The 24,817-nt window shown below is 61.5% G+C and carries 27 protein-coding genes and 1 tRNA gene; 17 read left to right on the top strand and 11 right to left on the bottom strand.

Annotated features, from left to right (window positions below):
- Window positions 1-11 precede the first annotated feature (11 nt).
- Complete coding sequence (locus tag DVK03_RS14110) at window positions 12-1,301, top strand: dihydroorotase (RefSeq protein WP_115803296.1); 1,290 nt, start codon at window positions 12-14, stop codon at window positions 1,299-1,301.
- 32 nt (window positions 1,302-1,333) lie between these two features.
- Here the strand turns inward: DVK03_RS14110 and DVK03_RS14115 are convergent, their stop codons facing one another.
- Entirely contained in the window at window positions 1,334-1,786 is a 453-nt protein-coding gene (locus DVK03_RS14115) for a hypothetical protein (protein ID WP_115803297.1), read from the bottom strand.
- A 126-nt stretch (window positions 1,787-1,912) separates the two neighbouring features.
- On the opposite strand from DVK03_RS14115, the gene DVK03_RS14120 reads away from it, so the two are divergent.
- Window positions 1,913-2,440, top strand: a complete 528-nt coding sequence (locus tag DVK03_RS14120) for a hypothetical protein (protein WP_006601078.1) — start codon at window positions 1,913-1,915, stop codon at window positions 2,438-2,440.
- A 65-nt stretch (window positions 2,441-2,505) separates the two neighbouring features.
- Here the strand turns inward: DVK03_RS14120 and DVK03_RS14125 are convergent, their stop codons facing one another.
- Entirely contained in the window at window positions 2,506-3,273 is a 768-nt protein-coding gene (locus DVK03_RS14125; RefSeq protein ID WP_115803298.1) for a DUF5806 family protein, read from the bottom strand.
- Between the two features lie 120 nt (window positions 3,274-3,393).
- On the opposite strand from DVK03_RS14125, the gene DVK03_RS14130 reads away from it, so the two are divergent.
- Together DVK03_RS14130 and DVK03_RS14135 are read left to right on the top strand one after the other, a co-directional pair.
- The gene (locus tag DVK03_RS14130) at window positions 3,394-3,762 is read left to right on the top strand and encodes a universal stress protein (protein ID WP_004041703.1); all 369 of its coding nucleotides are present in this window, start codon (window positions 3,394-3,396) and stop codon (window positions 3,760-3,762) included.
- Window positions 3,759-4,313 carry a GNAT family N-acetyltransferase gene (locus DVK03_RS14135; protein WP_004063074.1) on the top strand — a complete coding sequence of 185 codons (555 nt, stop codon included), beginning with the start codon at window positions 3,759-3,761 and terminating at the stop codon, window positions 4,311-4,313. Before DVK03_RS14130 ends, DVK03_RS14135 begins: the two co-directional genes overlap by 4 nt.
- A gap of 51 nt (window positions 4,314-4,364) precedes the next feature.
- Here the strand turns inward: DVK03_RS14135 and DVK03_RS14140 are convergent, their stop codons facing one another.
- On the bottom strand, window positions 4,365-4,820 hold the full coding sequence (locus tag DVK03_RS14140; RefSeq protein ID WP_004041708.1) for a universal stress protein: 456 nt from the start codon (window positions 4,818-4,820) through the stop codon (window positions 4,365-4,367).
- A gap of 101 nt (window positions 4,821-4,921) precedes the next feature.
- On the opposite strand from DVK03_RS14140, the gene DVK03_RS14145 reads away from it, so the two are divergent.
- Window positions 4,922-5,383, top strand: a complete 462-nt coding sequence (locus tag DVK03_RS14145; RefSeq protein ID WP_186328097.1) for a universal stress protein — start codon at window positions 4,922-4,924, stop codon at window positions 5,381-5,383.
- A gap of 103 nt (window positions 5,384-5,486) precedes the next feature.
- Entirely contained in the window at window positions 5,487-6,776 is a 1,290-nt protein-coding gene (locus tag DVK03_RS14150; RefSeq protein ID WP_115803299.1) for a DHH family phosphoesterase, read from the top strand.
- A 45-nt stretch (window positions 6,777-6,821) separates the two neighbouring features.
- On the opposite strand, the gene DVK03_RS14155 is transcribed toward DVK03_RS14150, so the two are convergent.
- The 3 genes from DVK03_RS14155 to DVK03_RS14165 are packed head-to-tail and all read right to left on the bottom strand — an operon-like array spanning window position 6,822 to window position 8,168.
- Window positions 6,822-7,250, bottom strand: a complete 429-nt coding sequence (locus tag DVK03_RS14155; protein WP_004041714.1) for a DUF5807 family protein — start codon at window positions 7,248-7,250, stop codon at window positions 6,822-6,824.
- Between the two features lie 54 nt (window positions 7,251-7,304).
- Window positions 7,305-7,742, bottom strand: a complete 438-nt coding sequence (locus DVK03_RS14160) for a hypothetical protein (protein ID WP_004063077.1) — start codon at window positions 7,740-7,742, stop codon at window positions 7,305-7,307.
- 24 nt (window positions 7,743-7,766) lie between these two features.
- On the bottom strand, window positions 7,767-8,168 hold the full coding sequence (locus tag DVK03_RS14165) for a 30S ribosomal protein S6e (RefSeq protein ID WP_004041717.1): 402 nt from the start codon (window positions 8,166-8,168) through the stop codon (window positions 7,767-7,769).
- A gap of 154 nt (window positions 8,169-8,322) precedes the next feature.
- Between DVK03_RS14165 and DVK03_RS14170 the strand changes: the two genes are divergently transcribed.
- Entirely contained in the window at window positions 8,323-8,625 is a 303-nt protein-coding gene (locus tag DVK03_RS14170; RefSeq protein ID WP_004041718.1) for a rubrerythrin-like domain-containing protein, read from the top strand.
- A gap of 96 nt (window positions 8,626-8,721) precedes the next feature.
- On the opposite strand, the gene DVK03_RS14175 is transcribed toward DVK03_RS14170, so the two are convergent.
- Window positions 8,722-9,816, bottom strand: coding sequence for an aminopeptidase (locus DVK03_RS14175; RefSeq protein ID WP_115803300.1), 1,095 nt, complete (start codon window positions 9,814-9,816; stop codon window positions 8,722-8,724).
- Between the two features lie 91 nt (window positions 9,817-9,907).
- Between DVK03_RS14175 and gnd the strand changes: the two genes are divergently transcribed.
- From gnd to DVK03_RS14210, 7 genes are all read left to right on the top strand, one after another.
- Window positions 9,908-10,807, top strand: coding sequence for a phosphogluconate dehydrogenase (NAD(+)-dependent, decarboxylating) (gene gnd, locus DVK03_RS14180; protein WP_004041720.1), 900 nt, complete (start codon window positions 9,908-9,910; stop codon window positions 10,805-10,807).
- 180 nt (window positions 10,808-10,987) lie between these two features.
- A complete protein-coding gene (locus DVK03_RS14185) occupies window positions 10,988-11,569 on the top strand; it encodes a 2Fe-2S iron-sulfur cluster-binding protein (RefSeq protein ID WP_049896652.1) in 582 nt (193 codons plus the stop codon).
- Between the two features lie 187 nt (window positions 11,570-11,756).
- Window positions 11,757-13,223 carry an MATE family efflux transporter gene (locus DVK03_RS14190; protein ID WP_304466017.1) on the top strand — a complete coding sequence of 489 codons (1,467 nt, stop codon included), beginning with the start codon at window positions 11,757-11,759 and terminating at the stop codon, window positions 13,221-13,223.
- Between the two features lie 62 nt (window positions 13,224-13,285).
- Window positions 13,286-13,358: transfer RNA gene (locus tag DVK03_RS14195), tRNA-Arg, on the top strand.
- A 487-nt stretch (window positions 13,359-13,845) separates the two neighbouring features.
- The gene (locus DVK03_RS14200; RefSeq protein ID WP_115803301.1) at window positions 13,846-14,154 is read left to right on the top strand and encodes a DUF3892 domain-containing protein; all 309 of its coding nucleotides are present in this window, start codon (window positions 13,846-13,848) and stop codon (window positions 14,152-14,154) included.
- A gap of 612 nt (window positions 14,155-14,766) precedes the next feature.
- A complete protein-coding gene (locus tag DVK03_RS14205; RefSeq protein ID WP_121540822.1) occupies window positions 14,767-15,285 on the top strand; it encodes a hypothetical protein in 519 nt (172 codons plus the stop codon).
- A gap of 2 nt (window positions 15,286-15,287) precedes the next feature.
- Window positions 15,288-16,022: a DUF6339 family protein gene (locus DVK03_RS14210; protein WP_115803304.1), complete on the top strand. Its 735-nt coding sequence runs from the start codon at window positions 15,288-15,290 to the stop codon at window positions 16,020-16,022.
- Between the two features lie 141 nt (window positions 16,023-16,163).
- On the opposite strand, the gene DVK03_RS19730 is transcribed toward DVK03_RS14210, so the two are convergent.
- On the bottom strand, window positions 16,164-17,282 hold the full coding sequence (locus DVK03_RS19730) for a hypothetical protein (RefSeq protein WP_147301746.1): 1,119 nt from the start codon (window positions 17,280-17,282) through the stop codon (window positions 16,164-16,166).
- Window positions 17,279-18,442, bottom strand: coding sequence for a hypothetical protein (locus DVK03_RS14215; protein WP_115803305.1), 1,164 nt, complete (start codon window positions 18,440-18,442; stop codon window positions 17,279-17,281). Before DVK03_RS14215 ends, DVK03_RS19730 begins: the two co-directional genes overlap by 4 nt.
- Window positions 18,443-18,559: 117 nt before the next feature.
- Between DVK03_RS14215 and DVK03_RS14220 the strand changes: the two genes are divergently transcribed.
- The gene (locus DVK03_RS14220; RefSeq protein WP_147301747.1) at window positions 18,560-20,053 is read left to right on the top strand and encodes a pentapeptide repeat-containing protein; all 1,494 of its coding nucleotides are present in this window, start codon (window positions 18,560-18,562) and stop codon (window positions 20,051-20,053) included.
- 58 nt (window positions 20,054-20,111) lie between these two features.
- Here the strand turns inward: DVK03_RS14220 and DVK03_RS19735 are convergent, their stop codons facing one another.
- Together DVK03_RS19735 and DVK03_RS14230 are read right to left on the bottom strand one after the other, a co-directional pair.
- Window positions 20,112-20,432, bottom strand: coding sequence for a hypothetical protein (locus tag DVK03_RS19735; protein ID WP_147301748.1), 321 nt, complete (start codon window positions 20,430-20,432; stop codon window positions 20,112-20,114).
- A gap of 288 nt (window positions 20,433-20,720) precedes the next feature.
- Window positions 20,721-21,356, bottom strand: coding sequence for an IS6 family transposase (locus tag DVK03_RS14230; RefSeq protein ID WP_115804006.1), 636 nt, complete (start codon window positions 21,354-21,356; stop codon window positions 20,721-20,723).
- Window positions 21,357-21,529: 173 nt separating this feature from the next.
- Between DVK03_RS14230 and DVK03_RS14235 the strand changes: the two genes are divergently transcribed.
- Together DVK03_RS14235 and DVK03_RS14240 are read left to right on the top strand one after the other, a co-directional pair.
- Complete coding sequence (locus tag DVK03_RS14235) at window positions 21,530-22,765, top strand: MFS transporter (protein WP_223174111.1); 1,236 nt, start codon at window positions 21,530-21,532, stop codon at window positions 22,763-22,765.
- A 1,236-nt stretch (window positions 22,766-24,001) separates the two neighbouring features.
- Entirely contained in the window at window positions 24,002-24,805 is an 804-nt protein-coding gene (locus DVK03_RS14240; RefSeq protein ID WP_115803680.1) for an inositol monophosphatase, read from the top strand.
- Window positions 24,806-24,817 lie beyond the last annotated feature (12 nt).

Raw genomic sequence — 24,817 nt, forward strand, 5'->3', positions numbered from 1 at the left:
CACCCCCTCGTATGCGAATCGAGAACGCGACGCTGGCCGACGGCCGCGCCGTCGACGTCCGCGTCGAGGACGGAACCGTCGAGGCGGTCGGTGACCTCGACCCCGTCGCCGACGAGGAGACCGTCGACGCCGAGGAGAACCTGCTTCTGCCGGGCGCTATCGACGTGCACGTCCACTTCCGCGAACCGGGATTCGAGCACAAGGAGACGTGGGAGACCGGCGCGCGGAGCGCCGCCGCGGGGGGCGTGACGACCGTCGCCGACCAGCCGAACACCGACCCGACGACGACCGACGGCGCGGGCTTCGACGTGAAAGCGGAGTGCGCCGCGAACGCCTGCATCGACTACGGTATCAACGGCGGCGTCACCGCCGACTGGGACCCGGACAGCCTGTTCGACCGACCGCTTTTCGCCCTCGGCGAGGTGTTTCTGGCCGATTCGACCGGCGACATGGGCATCGAGGCCGACCTGTTTGCCGAGGCCGCGGAGCGCGCCGGCGAGGCGGGCGTGCCCGTCACGGTCCACGCCGAGGACGCCGACCTGTTCGACGAATCGGCCATCGAGGGCGACCTCGGCGGGGTCGGCCGCGACGCCGACGCCGACGCGTGGAGCGCCTACCGGACCGCCGAGGCCGAAGCGGTCGCCGTCGAGCGCGCCGTCCGCGTCGGCGGCGAGACCGGCGCGCAGATTCACATCGCCCACACGAGCACGCCGGAGGGCGTCGACGCCGCCCGCGACGGCGGCGCGACCTGCGAGGCGACGCCGCACCACCTGTTTCTGTCCCGCGACGACCTCGACGAGTTGGGCACCTACGGCCGGATGAACCCGCCGCTCCGCTCCGAGGCGCGCCGCGAGGCCATGTTCGAGCGCCTCGCCGACGGCCGCATCGACATGGTCGCCACGGACCACGCGCCGCACACGCGCGAGGAGAAAGAACGGTCGCTCCTCGACGCCCCGAGCGGCGTCCCCGGCGTCGAGACGATGGTGCCCCTGCTTCTCGGCGCGGTCGTCGCCGGCGACCTCACCGCCGAGCGCGTCCGCGACGTGGTCGCCGCGAACCCCGCCGACGTGTTCAACCTGCCGCGCAAGGGCCGCATCGAGGCGGGCGCGGACGCCGACCTCGCGCTGTACGACCTCGACGCCGCCCGCGAGATTCGCGGCGCGGACCTCCACTCGAACTGCGAGTGGACGCCGTTCGAGGGGCACACCGGCGTCTTCCCCGAGTGGACGATGCTCCGCGGCGAGTTCGTCTGGGACGGCGACGAGTTCGGCGCGGTCGCCGGCGAGAACGTCCGCGACTGAGCGCGACTGAGCGCGACTGCGGCGCGAAACTCTCAGAACCGCGCGGCCGCGACCTGTGCGCCCTTCCAGCCGACGCCGACGAGCACCGCCAGCGGCGCGGTCAGTGCGACCAGCGAGACTGCCGACCCGGCGAGGCCGCCGAGTCCGCCGAGTGCAGACGATGCGACGACGGTTGCGAGAAAGCCGCCCACGGCGAGCGCCGGGGCGACCAGCGCGTACGCGAACAGCCAGCGCTGTCTGCGAGTGAACCGGACGCCGTATCCCGGTCCCGGCGGGATGAGCAGGCCACCAGCGAGGAGGACGAAGCCGGCGACCCCGAACACGAGGAGGAAAAAGCCCGCGAGCCCGTGGGCGAAGCCGTCGCTTCCGGGCGGCGGCGGGGGCATCGTGACGGCGGTCCGCCAGACGAACGCGAGAAGCGCGACCCCGGCCCCGGCGACGGGGAGTTGGAGCGACCCGAGGACCGCGCGGAGTGACCATCGCATCGGGCCGACTGTCGGCGGGGAGACAGATAGCAGTTCCGCCGTCGGGTGTCGGGACCCCCGCCGGACCGGACGAACCCGACGCAAGCGAATCTTTTTCCCGTCCGACTCCCCGAGGGAGTGACACGCATGACCGACGAGCGGACGCCGCCGCGAGGCCGCGACCCGAACGCGGACGCCGACGAACCGCACGCACTCACGGGACTGCTGTCGTTCTGGGAGACGGTCGTGGAGGACGCCGAGGCGACCGCGGCCGAGTACGAAGACGAGGGCTGGGAGACGCTCGTGCTCCATCCCGGCGACGTGTCGGTGTTGCCGCCGGCGAACCTGCCGGAGGCGACGGAGCGCGTCGGCTTCGACGTGCTCGTCCCCGGAAGCGAGTTCGACGCGCTGTCGTCGTGGGTCGAGTCGGCCGAGTTCGACCGCTACGACGTGTACCGCGCCCGCGAGGACGACACCGTGTTCGTCGTCTCGGTCGTGCAGGACGCCGCGGCGTCGAAGGCCGTCGTCGTCCCGCTGTACTACGAGCTGGGCGAGGTGGACGCGATGGCGACGAAGGCGCGAAAACAGGACGAACTCCGGCTCTACGTTCGGCCGGTCGAGGCGGACCGACGCGTCGAGTTAGTCCAGTCGGAACCGGACCCGCTTTTCCCCTGACTGCGAGTCGGCGCGGCGTCGGTCCGGGGGCAAAACCGGTGCGGAGTCGCACGGACCGCGGGGCCTCACCCCTCGTCAGACAGTTCCTCTTGCCGCAGTTCCGTGCTCGCCTCGCGGACCTCGCGCATGACGCTCGAAATGCGCTCTTCGGCTTCGAGTTCCTCTTCGACCGAGAGGTCGACGCCCTCGACTTCGAGCAGGAACTTGGCGATTTCCGTCACCTCGTACATCATCTCGTCGAGTTCCTCGGCCGTGAAGAACCCCGACATCGCGCCGTAGAGGAACGTCGCGCCCGACTTCCGGACCTTGTCGCGGAACGCAGACCGGGCCTGATTGACCGCCTGCGGCGTGTAGGTATCGGTCATGAAGGGGACGAGTTCGGGGAGGTTGTTCCCGATTTTCGTCATCTCGACGCCCGTCTCGGTCCGGAAGTCGGCGCAGAGTCGCGCGATTGCCCACTCGCGGGCCGTCACGTAAGTCCGCTCGCGGAGGAAGTCGTTGACGCGGTCGTACTGCGCGCCGTCGACCTTCTTGAACCGGGCGTACTTCTGTACGTCCTCGGGAACCGCGTCGTCGGCGTCGGCTCCGGCGTCTGGACCGGCGTCGCCGGCCTCGGATTCAGTCGCGGTTTCGGCGTCGGCATCGGCTCCGGCGTCGTCTCTCGGTTCCGCGCCCGCAGTCTCCGAGTCGGTGGCCGGGTCTGCTGGCTCCGTGTCTCCCGCCGCTTCGTCCGCCGCCGCTTCGTCCGCCGCCGCTCGCGGGTCCGCGTCGGGGCGAGCCGTCTCCTCGGCGTCGCTCGCGCCCGTCTCGAACTCGTCGGACTCGTCTGTCATACCGCGGGCTACCGCGGCACGGCCGAAAAGGGTTCCGCGACGCGCGGTCCCCCGCCGGCGGGGATGTCGCCCCCCGTTTCCGGGTAAGGGTTTTCTATCGCGCCCGCGAGATTGGGAATCATGAAGGTACTGCTCGGAATCGGTGGCAGCGACGATTCCATGCGGGCGCTCGAAACGACGGTCGAACGGACGGCCGAGGTCGGCGACGACCTCACGGTCGCCATCGTCGACAACCCGTCCGGCGAGCGCTCGCGCGAGGAGATGGAAACGCGGGTGACGGAACTGCTCGACGAGCGCGGCGTCGACGCGACCGTCCGCGCGCTCGACGGCGACCCGGGGAGCGCCCTCGTGGACCTCGCCGAGAACGAGGGGTTCGACCAACTGGTGCTCGGCGGCGGCGAGACGAGCCCGATGGGGAAGATACAGATCGGCAACATCGCGGAGTTCGTCCTGTTGAACTCCCACGTGACCGTCACCCTAGTACGATGAGCGACCGAACGTTCTCCGACGCCGTCGCCGACCCGTACGACGCGCCGCCGCTGTCGTTCACCGACGGGGAAGACCGCACCATCGAGGTGCGCGCGCACGACGGCTCCGACGAGGAGTTGGAGGCGCTCGTCGAGATGTACGACGCGTTCGACCCCTCGGACCGCGCGCAGGGCATCCCGCCGGGGCGCGAGGACCGCATCCGCGACTGGCTGGAGAACATCCTCGACGAGGACTGCCTGAACGTCATCGCGTGGGACGGCGACGAGGTGGCCGGCCACGCGACGCTCGTCCCCGACGGCGACGCCTACGAACTCGCCATCTTCGTCCACCAGACGTACCAGCGCGCCGGCATCGGGACGCGGCTCATCAAGGCGCTGCTCGGCCACGGCCGGGAGTCCGGCGTGGAGAAGGTGTGGCTCACGGTCGAGCGGTGGAACCGCGCGGCGGTCGGCCTCTACCAGACCGTCGGCTTCGAGACGAGCGACGCCGAGAGCTTCGAGTTGGAGATGACCATCCGACTCGCCGAACCGCCGGACGACGAGGGCGGCTGAGGGCGGCGGCGAGCCGCGACAACGACCAACGATTCAGGATTCAGACAGGATTCAGACCGAAAGCACGGGCTGGCTGGCGTACAGGAGGACGTACTCGGCGGCCTTGGCGAGCACCTCGCCGGGGTCGCCCGAGACGGGCTCTCGGGGCACGACGATGAAGTCCGCGTCGAGTTCTTCTGCGGTGTCGAGGACGACGCTGCCGGGGTGGCGGAGCTTGCTCGTCCGCGAGAAGCCGTAGGCGACCGACGTGGTGACGGGCACGTCGGCGGTCTCTGCGAGCGCCGACACCGTGTCGGTGACGGCCTTGCTGTCCTCGGCGACGGCGTCCTCGTCGACGACGCCCTGCTCTATGGCGCGGACGACGTCCTCGCCGAGGACGTGGACGGCGTGGACCGCGGCGTCGTACTCGGCCGCGACGGCGGCGGCGTACTCCGCCGCGCGCGTCGCCTCCTCGCTTTGGTCGACCGGCACGAGAACGAGGTCGATAGAGAGCGGGCGCGGTGACATGTCCCCACCTGCGTCGGGGGACGACAAAAAACTCACCCCACGGTCCCGCCGGCCGACCGCCCCAGACTGGTTTTATGCCGCCGCGCCGTGAACCCGAAGCCATGTTCGACACCATCGTCATCGCCACCGACGGCTCGGCGAGCGTCCGCCGGGCGGTCAGCGTCGCCGTCGACCTCGCAGAGCGGTTCGACGCGTCGGTCCACGCGCTGTACGTCATCGACGCCGGCGACGTGGAGACCGCGCCGGACCGACTCCGCGACGAGATGCGCGACGCGCTCACCGAACGCGGCGAGGAGGCGCTCGCCGAGGTCGAGGCCGCGACCGACCGCGAGGTGACCGTCGCGGTGCGAGAGGGCCGCCCCGCCGCCGAGATTTCGAACTACGCCCGCGAGGTCGACGCCGACGCCGTCGCCATGGGAACACGGGGCCGCCACGGCGAGAACCGCTTTCTCATCGGCAGCGTCGCCGAGCGCGTCGTCCGGACCTGTCCGGTGCCGGTGCTGACGGTCCGCCAGCTGGAGGAGGGGACGACGGACTCCCTGCTGAGCGACGAGGCGGCCTGAGCGGGCCGCGTGGCTCGGTTCGGTCGCGGCCCGCGGGACGTTCGGCGCGGTCTCCGCCGACGGAATCGGGAGGAGTTTTCCCCGTCGCGCCCGAGTTCGGCGTATGGAAGACGAGCTCATCGACAGTTCTCAGCTCTCGCTCCCCCGCAAGTCCGTGCTCCCCGGAGCCGGCTTCTTCTACCCCGAGTCGTTCGACGAGGAACGCGCCGAAGAGCGCGCCAAGGCGAAACTCGAAGACGCGTCGGTCGCGGTCGTCACCGACACCGACGCCGACGGCCTCGGCTGCGTCGCCCTCCTCCGGGAGGCGTACGACGCCGCACTCGACGTGGCCGACTTCGAGGAACGCATCGAGGAGAAACTCGCAGACGACGAAGGCGACGAGGACGACGAGGACGAATCGCCCCTCAACGAGGAAGCGGAAGAAGAGCGCCCGAAGTCGCCGGTCGCGCTGATGGGGTCGAGTCCGTACTCGTTGGAAGACGACCTCCAGCGCGTGGCCGACTACGCCCCCGAGGGCGTCGAGGTGTACGTCTGCGACCTCTGTCCGGACAAGTTCGAGTACGTCGAGGAGGAACTCGCCGCGCTCGTCGAGACGGCGGGCGAGATTCACTGGTACGACCACCACCAGTGGAAGCCCGAGGTGGCCGAGGCGGTCCGCGAGGCCGGCGTCGACCTCGTCGTCGGCGAGTCCGACGAGGAGTGTTCGACCGACGTGACGCTCCGCGAACTCGACTACGAGTTCGACGAGCGGTTTTCCGAACTCGCGGCCGTCACCCGCGACCACGACCTCTGGCTGAACGAAGACGAGCGGAGTCAGGACCTCGCGGACTACGCCTACTGGACTTCGAAAGAGGAGTACGTCGCCGTCGTCGGCGCGTACGGCGCGGACCTCCCGCCGGTCGTCGAGGAGTACATCGCCCACCGCCGCGTCGAAAAGGAGAACCTCATTCAGGCCGCCGTCGACCGCGCCGAACTGAAGACCGTCGGCGACTGGACGGTCGGCGTCACCTACGGCCGCTGCTCGCAGAACGAGGTCGCCGACGCCCTCCGCGAGGCGGGCGCGGACGCGGCGGTCGTCGTCAAGCCCGCCGGAAGCGCCTCCATTCGCGGCTCCGACGACTTCGAGCGCTGTCACGAGGTCGCGGACCTCGTCAACGGCGGCGGCCACCCGAAGGCCGCCGGCTGTAAGCCCGACATCTACGACGACATGCTCGACTACGCTCACCACTGGACGACGCAGGGCGCGACGACGAAGCGCGTCATCCTCCGGGCGTTCGAGCAGGTCGCAGACGCGGTCGCGGAGGCGGAAGCGGAAGCGGAAGCGGAAGCCGCGGCCGACGCGGAAGCCGACGATGACGCCGAAGACGACGAAGGCGTCGAAACCGAGCGCTAACGGCGAAACTAAACTCGAAACGCGGCGTCGAAAAACGGGGGTCGATTACGCGTCGTCGACGACCCAGCGGTCGGAGTACGTCGTGCCGCAGGTACACTTGGCGTAGGCGTGGACCACGTCGCCCTCCTCGTAGATGCCGCCGACCTCCTCGTTTTGCGCCTCGGCGAACGAGAAGATGAACTTCACCTCGTGGTTCTCCTCGGCGGCCGCCTCGGGGCAGGTGCCGCCGCTCAGGTCGTCGTCGATGTCGCCGTCGTTGCCCATGGCGGTCTGGGCGAACTCCATGGCGTCCATGCCCGTGCCGGCCGCGAAGGCGCGGCGGCCGTCGTCACCGGGGACGACGAGGACGTAGCCGTTGTCGACTTCGACGCCCATGTTCGGGAGTTTGCCCTGACTGTCGAGGTACTCGTGGGTGAGATAGAGCGCCACGTCGTCGAGGCGCTCGCCTGCGAGATACTCCGTTACCTTGCTCATACCCCGCCTAGGGCGGTCGGCGCGTAAAAGCGGCGTGTCTCGGAGTCCGACCGGTCACTCGTCGGACGGGCCGAACTGCTCCGCGATGCTCGAAAGCGAGTCGTTCGGCCGTTCGGTGATGCGGTACACCTGCCGGACACCCGGAACCCGGAGGCCGTACTGGTAGCCGTCGTCCAGTTCGTCGAGTTCGACGGCGTCGCCGTCGGCCCGGTCGTGTTCGCGGCACCACTCGACGAGTCGATTCTCGCCGTCGTTCGGGGTGCGAGCGAGGCGCTTGTTGTCGTACGCGCCGCGAATCACGAGTCCCGAGGCGTCGGCCGAGAGACGGGCGTGGTAGGCGGTGCCGCCGAGGTGGAGGCGGACGAAATCGCCGTCGGCGGCGAGCACGTCGTCGGGGACGCGCAGGCAGGGGCGGCGAGTGCCGCCGCTTCGGGCGATGTTCGCGCGGAACGTCTGGACCGACGGATGGTCGGAGGGCAGTTGCTCTGGCACGGGGAAGAGAGGAGTGAGACGGCGTTATTCGTCGGCTTCTTCGTCGTCGCCCTCACCGAAGGCGGCGGCGACGTCGCCCTCGCCGGCGACGACCTTCGCGTTGATCTGGACGGTCTCGTCGGAGACCTCGCGGCCGCGGACGGTGACGCGCTTGCGCTCGCCGTCGCGGGACGGCTTGTAGCCGATGCCGTCTTCGGCGAGGATTTCCTTGAGCGCGCCGCCGGGCACGTCGGGGTGCATCGGTCGGCCGGCCTTGTCCGAACCGCCCGTCAGTTCGAGCGTGAAGCCGTCGAGACCGACGGCCGCGCCGTCGACCTCGTCACCGAGGTCGCGGCCGAGGAATCGGTTTGCGTCCTGTCCTTCGACGTCGACTTGGTAGGTCGCACCGGAGTCGGGGTCGGCGACGACGACCATGAATTCTGCCATGCGCGGATGAAAACGGTCGCGGATAAAAAGTACGTCGAAAGCGCGTCTCGGGACCGCACCCACCGAATCGGGGTGAAACGGCCGAATTCGGCGTCGTCAGGGAGAACGGAGAACCCAGGTAAGAGTTAACATTCAACATATCGTACACCGTAACATGAGCAAGGATATCGACACGCGTGGGGTCGTAGCCCTCGTCAAAGCCAAATCGAGGGCGCTGGTCGGCCCCGAGCCGACGGACCTCGTCGAACGACGCCCGGCGGAGTTGGTCGAGCGCCGGACGGAGGCGTTGGTCGAGGCGGAGCCGACGACGCTCGTCGAACCCCGGCCGACAACGCTCGTAAAACAGCGACGCCACGAATGTCCCACCTGCGGCTACAAGTCCGAAGAGGCCGTTCACGAACGAGTCTGCCCGGAGTGCGGCGGGACGCTTCGCAACGCCGGCACGGGTCGGGACTGAGTCGCAAGCGGCGGAGTCCAGGAGGAGGCACAGACACGACGTTCGCGGTGGTTCGTGCTCGCCGCACCGAGAAGACAGAGACGGCGCTGCGGCGGGTTAAAACCCGTCTTCCCACCGGAACGTGCCGTTCCGCTGGACGACCTCGCCGTCGACCTCGATGCGCGAGTCCTCGCTCATGTCGGTTATCATGTCCGTGTGGACCGCGGACTGGTTGCCGTCTTCGCCCTCCGGGAGACACGCGCCGTAGGCTCGACCGACCGCGAGGTGGACGGTGTCGCCCATCTTCTCGTCGAAGAGGATGCTGTCGGTGAAGCGGTCGATGCCGCGGTTCATGCCGATGCCGAGTTCACCGAGTCGGCGCGCGCCCTCGTCGGTGTCGAGGATGCCGGCCAGCGCGTCCTCGCCCGCGCCCGCGGAGAAGTCCACGACCTCGCCGCCCTCGAACGTCAGGTGGACGTTCTCGACGCGCTGACCCTCAAGCGTCATCGGCACGTCGAAGAACACCTCGCCCTCGACGGCGTCCTCGACGGGCGCGGTGAACACCTCGCCCGACGGGAGGTTGTGGGAGTCGTAGGCGACCGACGCCGCGGAGTTGACGGCGGTCCGCCCCTCGATGGACATCGTGAGGTCGGTGTCGGCCTTGACGATGCGGACCTCCGACCCGGCGTCGAGCACGTCTTTCATGTTCGCCATCTCCTCGGCGAGTTCCGACCAGTCGCGGAGAATCGCGTCGTAAACGAAGTCGGCGTACGCCTCGAAGGACATGCCCGCCTGCTGGGCCGCCGCGCGGGTGGGGTGGACCGTCGAGACCCAATCGGTGTCCATGCGCGCCTCTTTGACCTCGCTCGTGGCGCGGCCGTAGGCCTGCCGCGTCTCGGTCGGCACGTCGGCGGTCGCCGCCGTGTTGCGGGTGCCGCCGAGAAAGAGCACCGAGTCGGCGGCCTCGTAGAGGGCGAGTTCGTGTTCGGGAAGTTCGAAGTCGCCGTCGTGCGCGCGGAGGTACGCCCGCTGGACCTCCTCGGAGGCGTACGTCGTGACGACGTTCGCGCCGCGCTCGCCGAGTGCGTCGGCGACGGCGACCGCGAGGTCGTGAGCCCCCTCGCCGACGGAGACGACCACGTCGTCGCCGGCCTCGATTCGCGCGCTCCAGTCGACGAGCACCGCGGCGTGCTCGTGGATGCGTTCGTCCATACGCGACCCTCGCGCGCGGCGGTAAAAACGTCGGCGTCCGCGAACGCGCCAAACCACAACCACTACCACCCCCCGCGGACGATGCCGACGCATGCAACTAGGCGTCATCGGCCTCGGCCGGATGGGACGCATCGTAGTCGACCGAGTGCTCGATGCCGGGCACGAGGTCGTGGCCTTCGACCTCTCGGCGGAAGCCGTCGCGGCGGCCGCCGACGCGGGTGCCGAACCCGCGGACAGCGTCGCCGACCTCGTCGACCGACTCGGCGACGACAAGCGAATCTGGCTCATGGTCCCCGCGGGCGACGCGGTGGACGCGACCCTCGACGACCTCGACCCGCACCTCGACGGGGACGACGTGGTCGTCGACGGCGGCAACTCCCACTTCGAGGAGTCCGTGCGGCGCGCCGAAGCGTGCTCGGCGGCCTACCTCGACTGCGGGACCTCCGGCGGCCCCGCCGGTGCCGAACTCGGCTTTTCGCTCATGGTCGGCGGCCCGCAGTGGGCCTACGACGAGCTGACCCCCGTCTTCGACGCCGTGGCGACCGGCCCCGACGGCCACGGCCACATGGGCGACTCCGGCTCCGGCCACTACGTGAAGATGGTCCACAACGGCGTCGAGTACGCGCTGATGCAGGCGTACGGCGAGGGCTTCGAACTGCTCGCCGAGGGTCGCTACGACCTCGACCTCGAATCGGTCGCCAAGACGTGGAACAACGGCGCGGTCATCCGCTCGTGGCTCCTCGAACTCTGCGAGGAGGCGTTCCGCGAGGAGGGCAGCGACCTCGGTGACGTGGACGACCACGTCGCGGGCGGCTCGACCGGCACGTGGACGGTCCAAGAGGCGCTTGAACAGGAGGTCCCGGTCCCGCTCATCTACCAGTCGCTCGCCGAGCGGTTCGGCTCCCGCGCCGACGACCGCTTCTCCCGCCGCCTCGCCAACCGGCTCCGGTACGGCTTCGGCCGGCACGAGGTCGCTCGGAAAGACGACTGACGCGGCCGCGAACTACCGGCCGTGCCCGGCGACGCTCTCGGCGCGCCCGAGACGGACGCCGTTCTCGCCCCCGATATTGTGGGAACCCCGGTGAAACCCTCGTCTCGGCGGCGAAATCGACCGCCCGCGGGTGCCGCCACAATCACAATTTCCTTAACCCCTCCCTCCATATCCGCCGGTATGGCAGTCATCAGTCTGGTGGGTGTCGGGGCCGGATTGGTCCTGGTACTCCTCGCCGTCGCCCTGCACTACTCGAAGGGCACCGGCTGGGAGCCGACCGCCGACATCACACAGGAGGTCCTCGAACGCCGCGCGGCGACCGTCGCAGAGACCGACTTCCCCGAGCCGATGAACCGCTCTATCGGGGGCGGCGGCGGCGTCGCCGCGGTCGGTGGCGGCGAAGAGGGCGCCGAACTCGAAGGCGAGGAAGCGGAAGAAGAGCCGAGCCCCGCCGACATGCCCGAAGACGAAGTCGAGTACTTCGAAGTCGAGTTCGTCAAGCAGGGCGAGACCATCGAGCTGGCGAGCAACGAGACGGTGCTCGACCAGGGCGAAGACGCCGGGATGGACCTCCCCTACGCGTGCCGACAGGGTTCCTGTGTCTCCTGTGCCGCGAAGATTACCGACGGCCCGGCCGAAGAGTACATCACGCACCACACCCAGGAGACGCTCTCCGACGAGGAGATGGACAACGGCTACACGCTCACCTGCGTCGCCTACCCGAAAGCCGACTTCGCCATCGAGACCGGCGAAGCGCCGTAACGCGACGACCGCAGCCACCCACCTTTTCTCGCGACGCCACCCATCCCGGTGAGCCGCGGTCGCCGCTCGTGCGGCCGACCGCCCCGCCACGACTCGCCCAGTCGCACTCGTTCGGTGCCGGGACGTTCCAGCGTTCGAAGACGCCTATCGACGCTTTCAAACGGTCTCCGCGTGTCTCACCTGTTCAGTGTCCCTCCCCGAAGGAGGTTCCCTCACCGAAGGCGACCTCAAACGGCCGATGTTCGAACTGGCGTGGCCGATTATCGTCACCGAACTCCTCCAGGTGGCGTACAACCTCGCGGACACCGTCTGGCTCGGCCGGCTCTCGACCGACGCCGTCGCCGCCATCAGCCTCGCGTTTCCGCTCATCTTCCTTCTCATCTCCGTCGGCGGCGGCTTCACCGTCGCCGGCAGCACGCTCGTCGCGCAGTACACCGGCGCGAAAAGCGAAGGCTCCGCCGGGACCGTCGCCGGACAGACGCTCACGTTCATCACCGTCATCGCCGTCGTCGTCGGCGTCATCGGCTTTTTCGCCACCGACGCGATGCTCGGCGTCCTCCCGAGTTCGGAGGCGACCGCCGGGCAGGTCATCCCCCTCGCCGGCGACTACATGCGGGTGTTCTTCCTCGGCCTGCCGTTCCTCTTCGGCTTCTTCGTCTTCTCCGCGCTCATGCGCGGCTACGGCAACACCCGCGCCCCGATGGTCGTGATGTTCATCAGCGTCGTCATCAACATCGTCATCGACCCGGTGTTCATCTTCGGCTTCGACGCCAACCCGCTGTTTTCGATGCTCGGAGTAGAGGGCTTCCAGGCGAGCCTCTTCGCCGCCACGGGTTTCGACGGCTTCAAAGTCGCCGGCGCGGCGTACGCGACGGTCCTCTCGCGCGCCGTCGCCACCGTCATCGGCATCTACGTTATCTTCGGGACGAGCGCCGGCCCCGACGTGCAACTCGCCGACTTCCGCCCGCAGTTCGAGTACATCAAGCAAATCGTCGATATCGGCGTCCCGAGCGCTATCGAGCAGTCCGCCACGGCCCTCGGCTTTATCACCCTCACCGCGATGGTCGTCACCTTTAAGCCCGAAGTCGTCGCGGCGTTCGGCCTCGGCAACCGCCTCACGTCGCTCGTGTTCCTTCCGGCGCTCGGCCTCGGTCGGGCGACAAACACCATCGTCGGCCAGAACCTCGGCGCGGGGAAACCCGACCGTGCCGAAAGCGCCGTCTGGCTCGCCGCCAAAGTGGGCGCGAGCGTCATGCTCGCCACCGGCGTCCTCGCGTACGTCTTCGCCGAACCCGTCGTCGCGTTCTTCCTCCAAACCGGGACCACCTCGGCCGCCCAAACCATCGACCTCGGGGTCGAGTACATCCGTATCCGCGCGGTCGAGTTCGGCTTCATCGGCGTCCTCCAGGTCGTCCTCGGCGCGTACCGCGGCGCGGGGAATACGAAGACCGCCCTCGGTTTCTCGCTTTTCGCGCTCTGGTTGGGCCGAGTGCCCATCGTCTACCTGCTTTCGTTCCAGTTCGGCTTCGCCGAGACCGGCATCTGGCTCGGAATGGCCGTCGGACAGATTCTCGGCGCGATTGCGGCCACGGCGTGGTTCACCCGCGGGACGTGGAAACACAGCGTCGTCGACGCCGACGCGGCCGGAACGTAATCGGCCGCCGGCGCGGGTTCCACAACGGTTTTACGTCGGTGCCGTGTAGCTCTCTCCGCTGAGGGCCCGTAGCTCAGTGGACAGAGTGCTTGGTTCCGGACCAAGATGTCGCGGGTTCAAATCCCGTCGGGTCCGTTCGGTTTCTGAACGGTGTAGATTCGATAGACGTGAGTACATCACTTATAAAGAGTACGTCGACTTCTGAATTGATTCCGTTCGTTTTCCGAACGGTGGTCACCGCTGTATTGCGATTAGGTAGGATTCAAAGGGGAGAGGGCAGTGTGATGAGATATTAATTCACAGACTACTTTGGGATATAAAAGAGCGGTCGTTTGGATTTCCTGTTTTCTTTGGCTTATTGGTTAGTAGAGTCTAGTTAGCCTGCCGAGTCTGTCACCTACTGTTCCAAGTCTTAGTGTTACGTGTAGACCGTTACTTCAGAAACCACTGCAATTTGCCACGGTCAATCGTTTCGGAATCAACCACTTTGACAGACTGTTTCGATATTGATGGCTGCTGTGCTGAGAAACGAGCAGGCAAATTAGTCACGATCGGTCTTCCCGTATTTCACTTTCGCCCCGGACACCATAGGTTAAATAACAGACACTACAAATGCTGACTTATGACAGGATGGGGCGACTATGCCATCACGGCGGTTCAATACAACTACGACAATACTCGGATTAAACAGGTCAAGCGGAAGGAAGTGAAGCCCGAAATTCTCACGAATACAAGAAAGATTGACCGTTCTACCGTGGTGACAAGTATTGAATCGGGCAATGACTACACTACCGCATTTAAGAACGAGAGTTCAGGGAAATGGCAGCTCGGTGATGAGGTACACGTACTGGAAGTCGGCGGTGAGATGTTTATCCGAACAGATCAAAACGATACAGAGGAAGACAATCTTGATAATCTACCTACGTTCTAAACAGTCATAGTTTTGCTGTCATACTACTATGGATGAGATATTCTAACTACAAACCATATTTCCCGAGTTCCCATATGGTGCCATGCAAGACACGCAGTTCTACTTAGCAATTGAGTCGATCATTGTTCGTTCAAGTACACGTCATTGCTGGACAGGACAACCTGTGTATCTATCAAGCCAGTAATGACAGCGAATGATGGTTTTAACAATGCTGTCTGTCCAGATTCTGGAGAGTTAGTTCTGAAGCAACCAGTTCGACTCTTCAATTTCGAGGTTGTTGCAGTTTTCACAACATAGAATTCGTTGGCCGGTCACGTCCCGTCCATTATCCGTCTCGTGAACGTCTCTTTTTGGACGATAGTACCTTCCCTCACTCGCAAGACTAAATGGGTGAATACATTCAGGACACGTGTAGTCGGATTTGAACTGTAGGTACGCAGGCGGAGTGAATATATCGAACCCATCGAAACCGACGATCTTGAGCAAGGAACTTACAGCGGAACCATCGTAATAGAGAGGGAATCCTACCGTGGTCGTGTCGAGTTTGAACCACTCCTGATTCGGAATGACTACCGACCGGACGACGACGAGTACGCTAGACAGAGTGGGCGGATGCTCGCTCACGGCCCATACGTCGATCTGTATCTCGACCCGCCACGGTTGTCGCTCAGCGGTGACCTCCCCGTCATCCCCGCAGACTTCAACGAAGACGACAACCCTGGTAAGCCAGGTGCTGAGTGGCACGTAGACGTCACCGATGCTGCTAAACCAAAACTGTATCTCAACGAGGCGTACCCGACTGTCGTTGCAGCCATCAACGCGATCGAGAGACCGACCAAACAGGGACTCATCGGACGTGTCGCACTAAATCATCTTGCTGTCTCTATGTTGACGCAGTTCACGATCAAAGGAGCTACGCACGCAGTCATCAAAGGGGGAATCGAGTACGACTGGCAAGAGACACTCTTGACTGATCTCTGCGGAGATTACTTTACCGACGGTACAGTCGACGAGTTCGAGAGTTCGTTGGACATCGAAGCAATCTCCACGACCATCAACGAGGTCGAGGCAATCTACCAGCAGCGACAGCAACCATACAACGATATTAAACGACTATTGGAGATGATCTGACGATGGAGACACTCTGCAGACTCACTACTGGTGGCGAAGGGAACCTAGTAACAGACGAGTTCATCCAAGACGATATCACGTACGACAGTAGCGAGGTTCAACCCTTCGTAGAGGAAACTGACTACGAAGCAGATCTCGACTCGCTAGGTCAAGTGCTTGACTACGTCATGAACGAAGGGCGCCACCGATTCGAGTCGGACCGCTCGGATTTAGACGCTGCCGTCGCACCTGCCGTGAGAAAATTTATCGACGTTCCTCGCAGAGCAGCTGGCGACCCGGGAATTTGGCACTACTTAGCGATTATCTGGCGTCCCGACTACGTCCGATTCCGATGGCCGATGAAGGGGACTACTTCGATCACATCACTTCGAGAGAAGTTCACGAAATCGACCGAAGACCTCTACGCACCGGCCTTTGCGAGACTTTGGTTCATGGCTGACTTCACCCGATCTGAACAGGGCAGTTACGAACCGACCGAGAAAATACTCTCCCGCCAATACATCTCGAATCGGTTATTCGATCGCAAAGACCTCCGTCGTGAGGCCGCCGTCCAAGCCTTCGCCGAGGTCGCCTACGAACGCGACGACGACGAGTTCATCGATGACAGCGGTCTCGTCGAGAAGGTGGCGCTCGCACTGAGTCACGAACTCTCGTCCATCTCTGCAGAAGCGATCGAATCAGACGGAGTAAAGAAGCTGATAGAGCAGAAGATAGGACGGGTCAAAGACGGTTCGTAAGTCAGTCCAAGTCACTTTTTCAGCTAGATGAACGATTTGGTTGTTGAGCCGGTATTCTGACAGTACTATTCATCCTCGTTTGGGAACTCATCATCAAAAAATCGCCAAAGTGAGTTCTCGATGAATTACTTCAGTCAGACCTCAGGTGTCTTCTGAATTATACTTATTTTCTTGTAAGTACTCTTTTCGGAGGTTATCTCGAATCAGAGCTTCTTTTACGCCGTCTCTGTATTCCGAATCGATATCACTGATATCTGCCCGACCTCCGTGATTGATGATTGAGTAGACAGTATCGTCATCATCGAAGCCTTCCGGCTCGGACACCTCCGAAATGACATCAGCTTCTTGCCACCAATCTACAAGTGCCGTCGCTCGCGACTCGACAATAGTGTTCGATGGTTGACCATGTCCACTCTGTAGGAATCTGGTCAACTCCTCATAAGAGAAGTCCCTTATGCGTCTTTCACTACCACGATGATTGTGGTATAACCAATTCCGAAGTTCTCTGTAGAGCTTCTCGTGGTGTGAATCGTGGAAGTGCTTCTCTTCTAGATGTTTCGTGTTAGCAATTTCTCTTCCTTCTAAGAGGAAGTCCCCCAGTCCGCCGTCCGGCACATGCCCAAGTGGGTGGTTTGAATCATCTTGTTCAACTGCTGAGAGCCGTTCGTCCGAACTCTCAAACATCCATAAGGAGATTGGTATATTCGGACTTCCATTTACATCTGCTGTCTCAACATCCTCTAAGATTGACGACTCATCAACCTCATTAAGAGCGATGGCCCCGTTGACTTTGTCCTCATTCAATGTGGTTCCAAGCCGAGTTTCGATAGCCGTTGAGTTGTCTACAATATAGTAACAAAGCTGTTGAATTCGCTCGTATGAGTTATCTTCTTGCTCTGGACTCACTACGGCGAGAATCGCAATACTCCCGTGTTCGTAACTTTCGGCAACTAAGAGGTCTGCCGGGCCGAACTCTTCTTCGTGGAATACAACACGACCTTCAATTGTCCAGTCAGTCTCATTGTGGATGATTCCACCATGAACAAAAGCAGCAAGTAGCGTGGACCGGAGAATAAATCGACGATCGTATGTCTCCCGGTCACGCTCATACGTGTTCTTCATGGCTTCAACTTCATCGGGGTCGTCAAGGCGGGCCTCAAGCCGATCAGTAAGCCAGTCTTCAGCGTTCCCATCCGCCAATTCGTTGAATTCAGTTTCCGTCTCTTGCCACCCTCTCGCGTGACCGTTCAATCCTTTCATTCTTGCACCACCTCAACATTCTCCTGACTCTGTGCATCTTTCTCGACGTTCTCCTGGACGGATTCCAAAACGCCAAAGAATGTCCGTAAGTCCTCACTTCCATCTCTGGGGAAAAGTCTCATTGACTGGCTATCGCCACGGAGATCGAAATAGAGTCCATTACTCACGTCATAGATGGTAGTTGTGAAATACACCGGGTCGGTTTCTACGATTGGGTCAACAGGTGCATAGTTACGCTGTCTCAATGACTCAATAGTGCCTTCAATCGTTTCGTAGTCAAATTCAGAACCATCGCTAGGCGTAATGAGAGCTGGACTCGCCTGAGAAACCTCCATATCACCTAATTTGATTGTGTCAACATCAGCACTATCGTAAGCCTTCTTCCCGTTGACCATCTTGTCAGTAAGGCCGTCTACTCTTTCGTATAATAAGTCGATAATACTCCCGGACTCAAGCTTTAGAACCCCAGATTCGTCGATCCTAAACCGGATGACATCAGGGATTTCCAAACAGATTTTGCTAATGCGTACACCAAAAGTGTCCAGTAAGTGAGGAAGAGCAGTTGCGCCGTCGTCGCCCCAGTAACTCAGAGTCCGTTTGTTATCTGTATCAAACTCATCTGGGATGCTAGGATTAGACTCCCCACGTCTACGCCTTAGGTGGAATTCTGTGGCTTTGGCTTGGTCGTTCGCAGACACCATATCCTTGACTAGTTGCCGAATTTGTCGAGAGGAGACCTGCATAACCTGTGTGTTATACACTCTTTTCAAATCCGGAATTAAGTCACCATCAACATAGTCGCTCTTTGAATCATTTGTGACAATGGTAAAGAGCCCGTCTGAGTCACGCTTAACGAAATAGATTCCAGTCTCATTTTCTTCGTCAGAAATGAGTCGAGAAACTGCCCCATACTCGTGTTCTTCATACCATCCTTGACCACTCCGCATCAACTCGTTGATAAACTCCTCCTTTGAGTGACTGGTCACACCAGGAATAATCTGTAGATGGCTCCCGGGATAGTATCCGTAGAATTCGTCCAGATATTTCAAGAAGTCATTAGTGTCATCGAACGACCCCCGATAGAACCCATCTGGACGAGATTCTTTGTCTTCGCCGTCGTCTGAGTCATCCGGTGGCTCCGGTTCGATTTTGAAGACCATACCGCCACTTCATGCTAATGATATATCAAACTTGCATGAGGACTAGCTAGTTGGTGTGATTCATTGACAGTAGTATTTACACCATAGGAACGGTAAACCCAGTCCGGACGCTATCACGTGACCGACATCTGTGACCATCAAGCGGCAGACGAGCCTAATCGCGCTAAGAGATCGTACAGCGCTAACAGCTGCAGCCGTACCGTTTGGGAAGGCCACGATGATACATATTGCATTCTTCATTCTGAAAAGAGTAAATGTGTTGAGCAGGTTATAGCGGCGATTGAAGAGGAATACGGTAGCGTCACCGGTGTCAAGTTTTCTAGCTTGTCTGAAGGGTCTACACTAGACCTGTCCAATATGCGACTTCCTCGAGCAGACTTTACTGGGTTAGATCTTAGTGGTGCGACGTTTGATGGTGCCTTGCTTGCCGGCGCAGACTTCTCAGAGACTAATTTGGACTCAGCGACGTTTGAAGATGATGCGTCACTACGGAATGCTGTTTTTACTGAGGCAACCTGCGTCCAGACACAATTTCAGAGTGCCGATCTACGACAGGCATTATTCCAAGATGCAGAGATCGTTGATACTAATCTATGGGGCATCAAAGGTACAGAGATTGATTTTAGTGATAGTTCCCTTGAGGAAGTTCGGCTACACCAAAGCAATTTAGATGAGGCAATTTTCACAAACGCCACTCTTGATCAGGTGTCATTCAATGCTTCCAAACTGACTGAAGCAACATTCTCAAAAGCAACATTACTTGATTGTGATTTTAATGAAGCCGAGTTATCCGACATCCGGTTTCCAAATATTGAGATCGACGCTAAAACCAGCTTTGGACCACAGCTACTACTAGAGTACGAAGGCGACCGCTGTGCGGAACCAACGCACTTGCTGAGTAAATATGAGATACCCCGAGTCAGCGACAGAAAATTCGGAACCCGTACGTCACCAATAGAGCCAGATCCACCAGATTCTGTCTTTCCGAGGATCCGTTGGAGAACACATTTTAAGTTCAAGCTTTGCTCCACACCTTATCGAATTTATAGCCGTCTTCGTGCCCAGATAAACCTATGGAGAGCCAAAAAACAAGCCGAAAGTGGGACAGATGTCAAAGTTCCAAAGCAGCTGAAAAAGCTCCGTCAAGCAGAGCAAACCTACAGCGTGCTAAAAACCACCTATCGAAGCAACTCGCTTCGCCAAGCGGCAAGGGAGTACAATGTCCGTGAAAAGGAAGCGGAGCGTAAGCATCGATTCCCAGGGCTAGCGTGGGTTCGTAACTCGACACTTAAATGGCTCATGTGGTACGGAGAGAGTCCAAAGCATGTACTTAAGGTAGGATTTGTAGCCTGGATACTGTCGGCCATGATTTTATTTGGATTAGGTTTCCAAACCCCATCTGAACATATTAAATTCAGTGTATGTGGGACATTTCGTCCCGGTGTAGCACTGCCTGTTTTAGAACTGAGTCTCCGGCGGTTATTGACATTCTCAAGTGGCTCTGTAACACTGACGGGAGCAAGTGAGTCTGCCGGAGTACTCATAACTGGCTTTGGGAAACTGCTCGAAGCATTGCTGATTTTCACCTTAGGGCGGAGAGCAGTGGCATAGTAACCTGCTTATTACATCAGACAATTCAAAGATGGGGACGACGGAATCTGCTGATTCACTAAACATACTTGCAGTCTCCTGGATAGGTCGCCATCCCTTCATACTCAACGAGCTTCATTTTTAGAGCCTCTAACTCGGACTCGATCTCGTCTAAGACCGAAGCTGCTTCCTTAGAAATCGAGTATTCTTCGTAACCGTCGACTTTGTTAATCGCTCTCTCCAGCGCTTCAACCACGGCTTCTTTGTCGTTCACAACTGAGTCGTCTCGGGGGCGGGTAACGACGAACGTCCCGTATCGCGATTTCCGGTCGCCAGGATACTTCACCTTGTCACTATCTGCACTAGTCTCTGTTTCTATCACGTCGTGAGCGATTTTCACGAGGTCCTCTTTGGTTCGGTCCGTGCGTTCTAGGAGGACGCCTCGCTCAAAGACCCATCCAGAATAAAGAGAGGTCGGTTGGAGGTCAATTGATGCTTCTTCTAACGGCTCCTTGTCGTCGAACTCGTCAATGAACTCATCCTCCAGAGATGTGAATTGTTCGTAGAGCTCCTCTATCCGGTTCTTGTGCTCTTTCAGTTCATCTCCGTGGTTCTCAATCAGGTCCTGGAAGTAGTTGTCCTCTTCTAGGTTGCTCGGTGCGACGTGGAACCCTTCCGGTGGTAGTGTTCAGATAAGCTGGTTCCATGCGAACGCGAATGATCTGAGCCAGTCGTCGGCAGTTTCTGCTTCGGCGTTGCTGAAACAGTTTGAGAACGAGGAAGTTCGACGTTTTATCTCTCGAAAGACACGTTCGACGCTGTTCCGATTCCCGTGTTTTTCGTATCGGAATCGGAGGCCGTGTCGGTTGCAGGCGTCTTTCAGCGGTGTCGCGCCATCGACGAGAAACACGGCGTCGTCGACGTCGTGTTTCTCGCGAAGCTCACGGAAGAACGAATGAGCGAGAACCTTGGTTCTCGTCGGTTCAAGCCTTGTATGAAGTAATTCATTTGTTTCTGGGTCGACAGCCGCGTACAGCCAGTACTGTTCGTCGTTGAGTCGAATCACGGTTTCGTCAACTGCAACGTGAGTCGGACTTCGACCATTGTCGGGCTGTAGATCAGTCTTGTGCACCCAGTTGTGAACCGTGGAACGAGCCCGTTCGACACCAAATATCTCAAGAACAGAAACAGTATTCGAAAGCGACAATCCAGCGAGATGGAGTTGAATACTGAGCTTCATCAGCAGTTGCGGTGTCGCTTCTCGTTCCACAAACTCTAACTCGATCTGGCCGAGATTACCGCCGAGGCAAGCGTTTTCGGGCATAGAGCACTCGGGAAACGCTCCGCCTCACCTTTCAATCCTTATCTGAACACCGCCCACACGGCGCAGAACGGACCAGACCATGATATTCGAAAACACATCCACAGTCGGTAGTATCGAGTGGCGTTTCACCCCGTCTCGGTATCGAGATGCGTCCCGCCGGTATGGAGGGTCCAATGAGTAGCTCAGTGTCCGAATCTGACTCTCCACTCAAGGTCGCAACGTTACTGTTTGCGACGACCTTGGTTGCGCTCTCGGGCGCAATCGTCAATCCCGTGTTGCCGGCAATCGAAAGCGCGTTCCCGTCGGTTCCGAACGCGGGGACTTTGGCGCAGCTCGTCAGCACGCTGACTGGTCTAATCATCGCTATCTTCGCCCCGATAATCGGCGTGATAGTCGACCGATACGGTCGGAAAGCGGTGTTGGTCGGGTCGCTGGCGCTGTACGGAGTCGGGCCATCACTGGCGTACGTCGCCGATTCGCTCTACGTAATTCTCGGGACGCGAGTCCTGCTCGGCATCGCCGTCGCCGGCATCATGGTGAGCAGTACGACGTTGATCGCTGACTACTACTCGGGCAAGCGCCGGGAGAAGGTGCTGGGCTGGCAGGGGGCCATCATGCCGTTCGGTGCAGCAGTCGCGGTGATCGCCGGCGGGGTCATCGCTGACCTCAACTGGCGGACTGCGTTCCTCACGTATCTCGTCGCCCTGCTCGTGCTCCCGGCGGTAGTCCGGTATATCGACGAACCGGACCGAGGAGATAAACAGCAGGCGGGGTCGATTCCAACGTGGACGGAGCTCCGAGAAATCCTGTCGACGCTCCCGCTCGCGTTCCTCGCGGCCCTCTATCTGATCATGTTTGCGGGGATGATCGGCTACAATCAGATTAACGTCGAGATTCCCTTCTATCTGCGGACGGTGACATCCGTCGGCGGACTGATGACCGGGGTCGCGCTCGCGGCGATGATGATTATCTCGGGGCTCGTCACGATGAACTTCGACCGAATCCGCGAGCGGTTCGACCCGGTCGTGATTCTGGTCGGCGTCTTCGTCGCGACGGGCGTCGGGTTCACCGTCACGAGCCTGACCACCAACTACTGGGCTATCGTCGTCGGAATCGTCATCGCGGGAACGGGACTCGGCCTGCTCCTCCCGACGACGAACTACTGGGTGTCCGCGCGGGTCGACGAGCAGTATCGCGGGCGGGCGCTCAGCGGCGTGACGACGACGCAGTTCCTCGGGATGTTTATCTCCCCGATAGCCGTCGCGCCGCTCATCGAGATGTTCGGAACCGGCCGAACCTTCCTCGTGCTCGGCGCGGTCGGGCTCGTGCTTGCCGGCGTCTTCGGCGCGGTTGCCGTGCGCAACCAGTCTTCGCTGACCGAAGCGACGCCGGCCGGCTCGGACGATTAGTCGCACGAGAGGACGAGCGGGCGCGGATTGCTCCCGGCCGGGCGATAGCTGAGCGCAGTTGGCGCGGCCGCGACGGGACCGACCCGCTTGGACCCGTCCCGACCCGACCCGGCCCGACAGCGGGTCGGTCGGCCCGCTCCCTCGTTGGACGGTGTCCGCACAGCGACGTCGAAGGCGGACCGCCCGCGGAGAGGCGAGAGCGGTTCGTAGCGGTCTGCCGGAATGCAACAGAGAAAACTCGCCGCCGCGGACATTACGGCTGGGCTGCATCGTTAGCTATTCGGGGATAGTATTGTAAATAAGATTGAATTCTATTGGTCGGCCGCGTAGCTGTCAGTCCGCGAACGGTGGAGACGCTCCGCTCGTGGTTTTCGGGCGTGAAACTGCGCTCGACAGGATTCTATCGAACGATCAGCTCGAAAAACGGGGAGTAATCGACGCATGCAGCCGAATGGGTCTGCAACTGTCGGAGTTCGGGTTCGCTGAAGACCGCGTGTCTCCGAGAGTCGGAAAGATGAACCGGCCAGCGTCGTCTCTTGCCGTCGAATCGATTGGCCGTCGAAGACGAGTTTAACCCAACTAATATTGTCCTTGATAAGCAAGACACTATGATGAGTCGACGAGGGGTTCGTCGACTGTACTCTCTCCGTCGGCTTCGCTTTCGACGGGGTGTATCAGATGGGATAATTCGACGGTGAAGAACGGAACCGTGAGAAAAACGCGTTCGGCCGACGAGTACCTGCGGCGACGCGGCCGACGACACGGTGAAGATGTACTTATCCTACAATACCGAGTTCGAGAACGGATACGGTCGGTGACCGGCGACGACGTGCCGGACCGACCGCGTCAGTCGCCCGAGACGCTTTCATCGAACTGGTCGATGAGAGTCGGAACGCTCGCCCAACTCAACGCTCGGGGAGGTAGATAATCTGCCGACACAATGCGCTAACGGGCCAGCATGAGACGGCCAGTGAGCCAAGAGGATTCCGGCCTCGCTGACGACGGCTGCCGGCAGTGAGGTCAATTATCACCTGCACGCGGAATCCGCGCTCAACCGCCAACATCTGGCCGCGGTAGTGAATCGCTATTCGAACAATACTCCGTGACGCGTCGGTGCGACGGCGAGCGACGCGGGAGCCGAGACGGACCCGGTGGCTCGGCGGTCACCGACGAGGGAGAGACAGAAGCGCTGTCCGCTGTCCGAGGCTTTTTTTCGCCGTGGGGAGATGTTCGGGCATGGATGCAGACCCGCGCGAAGCAGTCGCAATCGACGCCGCGGAAGTGGGAGCCGACCACGCGTCGGCGCGTTTCAGAACCGAACTGGACATCGAACAGAAAGGCGACGCAATCGACCTCGTGACCGAGGTCGACCGCGAGACACAACGGCGCGTCATCGCGGCGATTCGAGAGCGGTTCCCCGACGACGCGGTCGTCGGCGAGGAGGACGACGAACTGAAGACCGTCCCCGAGTCGGGCTACGCGTGGATTATCGACCCGATAGACGGGACGCAGAACTACACGCGGGGGGCCCGCGAGTGGGTGACGAGCGTCGCCGTCGTCGAGGACCAGACGCCGATTGCGGCGGTGAACGTCTCGCCCGAGACGGGAGACACCTACGTCGCGACGGCGGCGCGCGTCGAGCGGAACGGCCAACCCATGACGGTCAGCGACGAATCGAACACCAGCGCCTTTCTCGTCTCCTCGACGCTCCGGTATCAGGTGGGCGACCGGCCGGGAATCGAACGGCTCTCGGGCGATATCTTCGGGACGTTCGGTGAGATGCGAAAGCTCGGGACGACGCAGCTGACGCTGTCGCGACTCGCCGACGGGTCGATAGACGCGGTCATCGGATTCGACGAACACCCGAACGCGTGGGACACGGTCGCGGGGGTCTACCTCGTCGAGCGGGCGGGCGGAATGGTGACCGACATCCACGGGAACGCCTGGGGACCGGGACAGCCCGGTCTCGTCGCGTCCAACGGGCACGCACACGACGAGGTGCTCGAAGCGGCGCAGGCGGCGTTCGAGGAGACCCGATAACGGCGCAAACGG

The organism is Haloferax sp. Atlit-109R, assembly GCF_003665865.1.
Taxonomy (GTDB): domain Archaea; phylum Halobacteriota; class Halobacteria; order Halobacteriales; family Haloferacaceae; genus Haloferax; species Haloferax volcanii.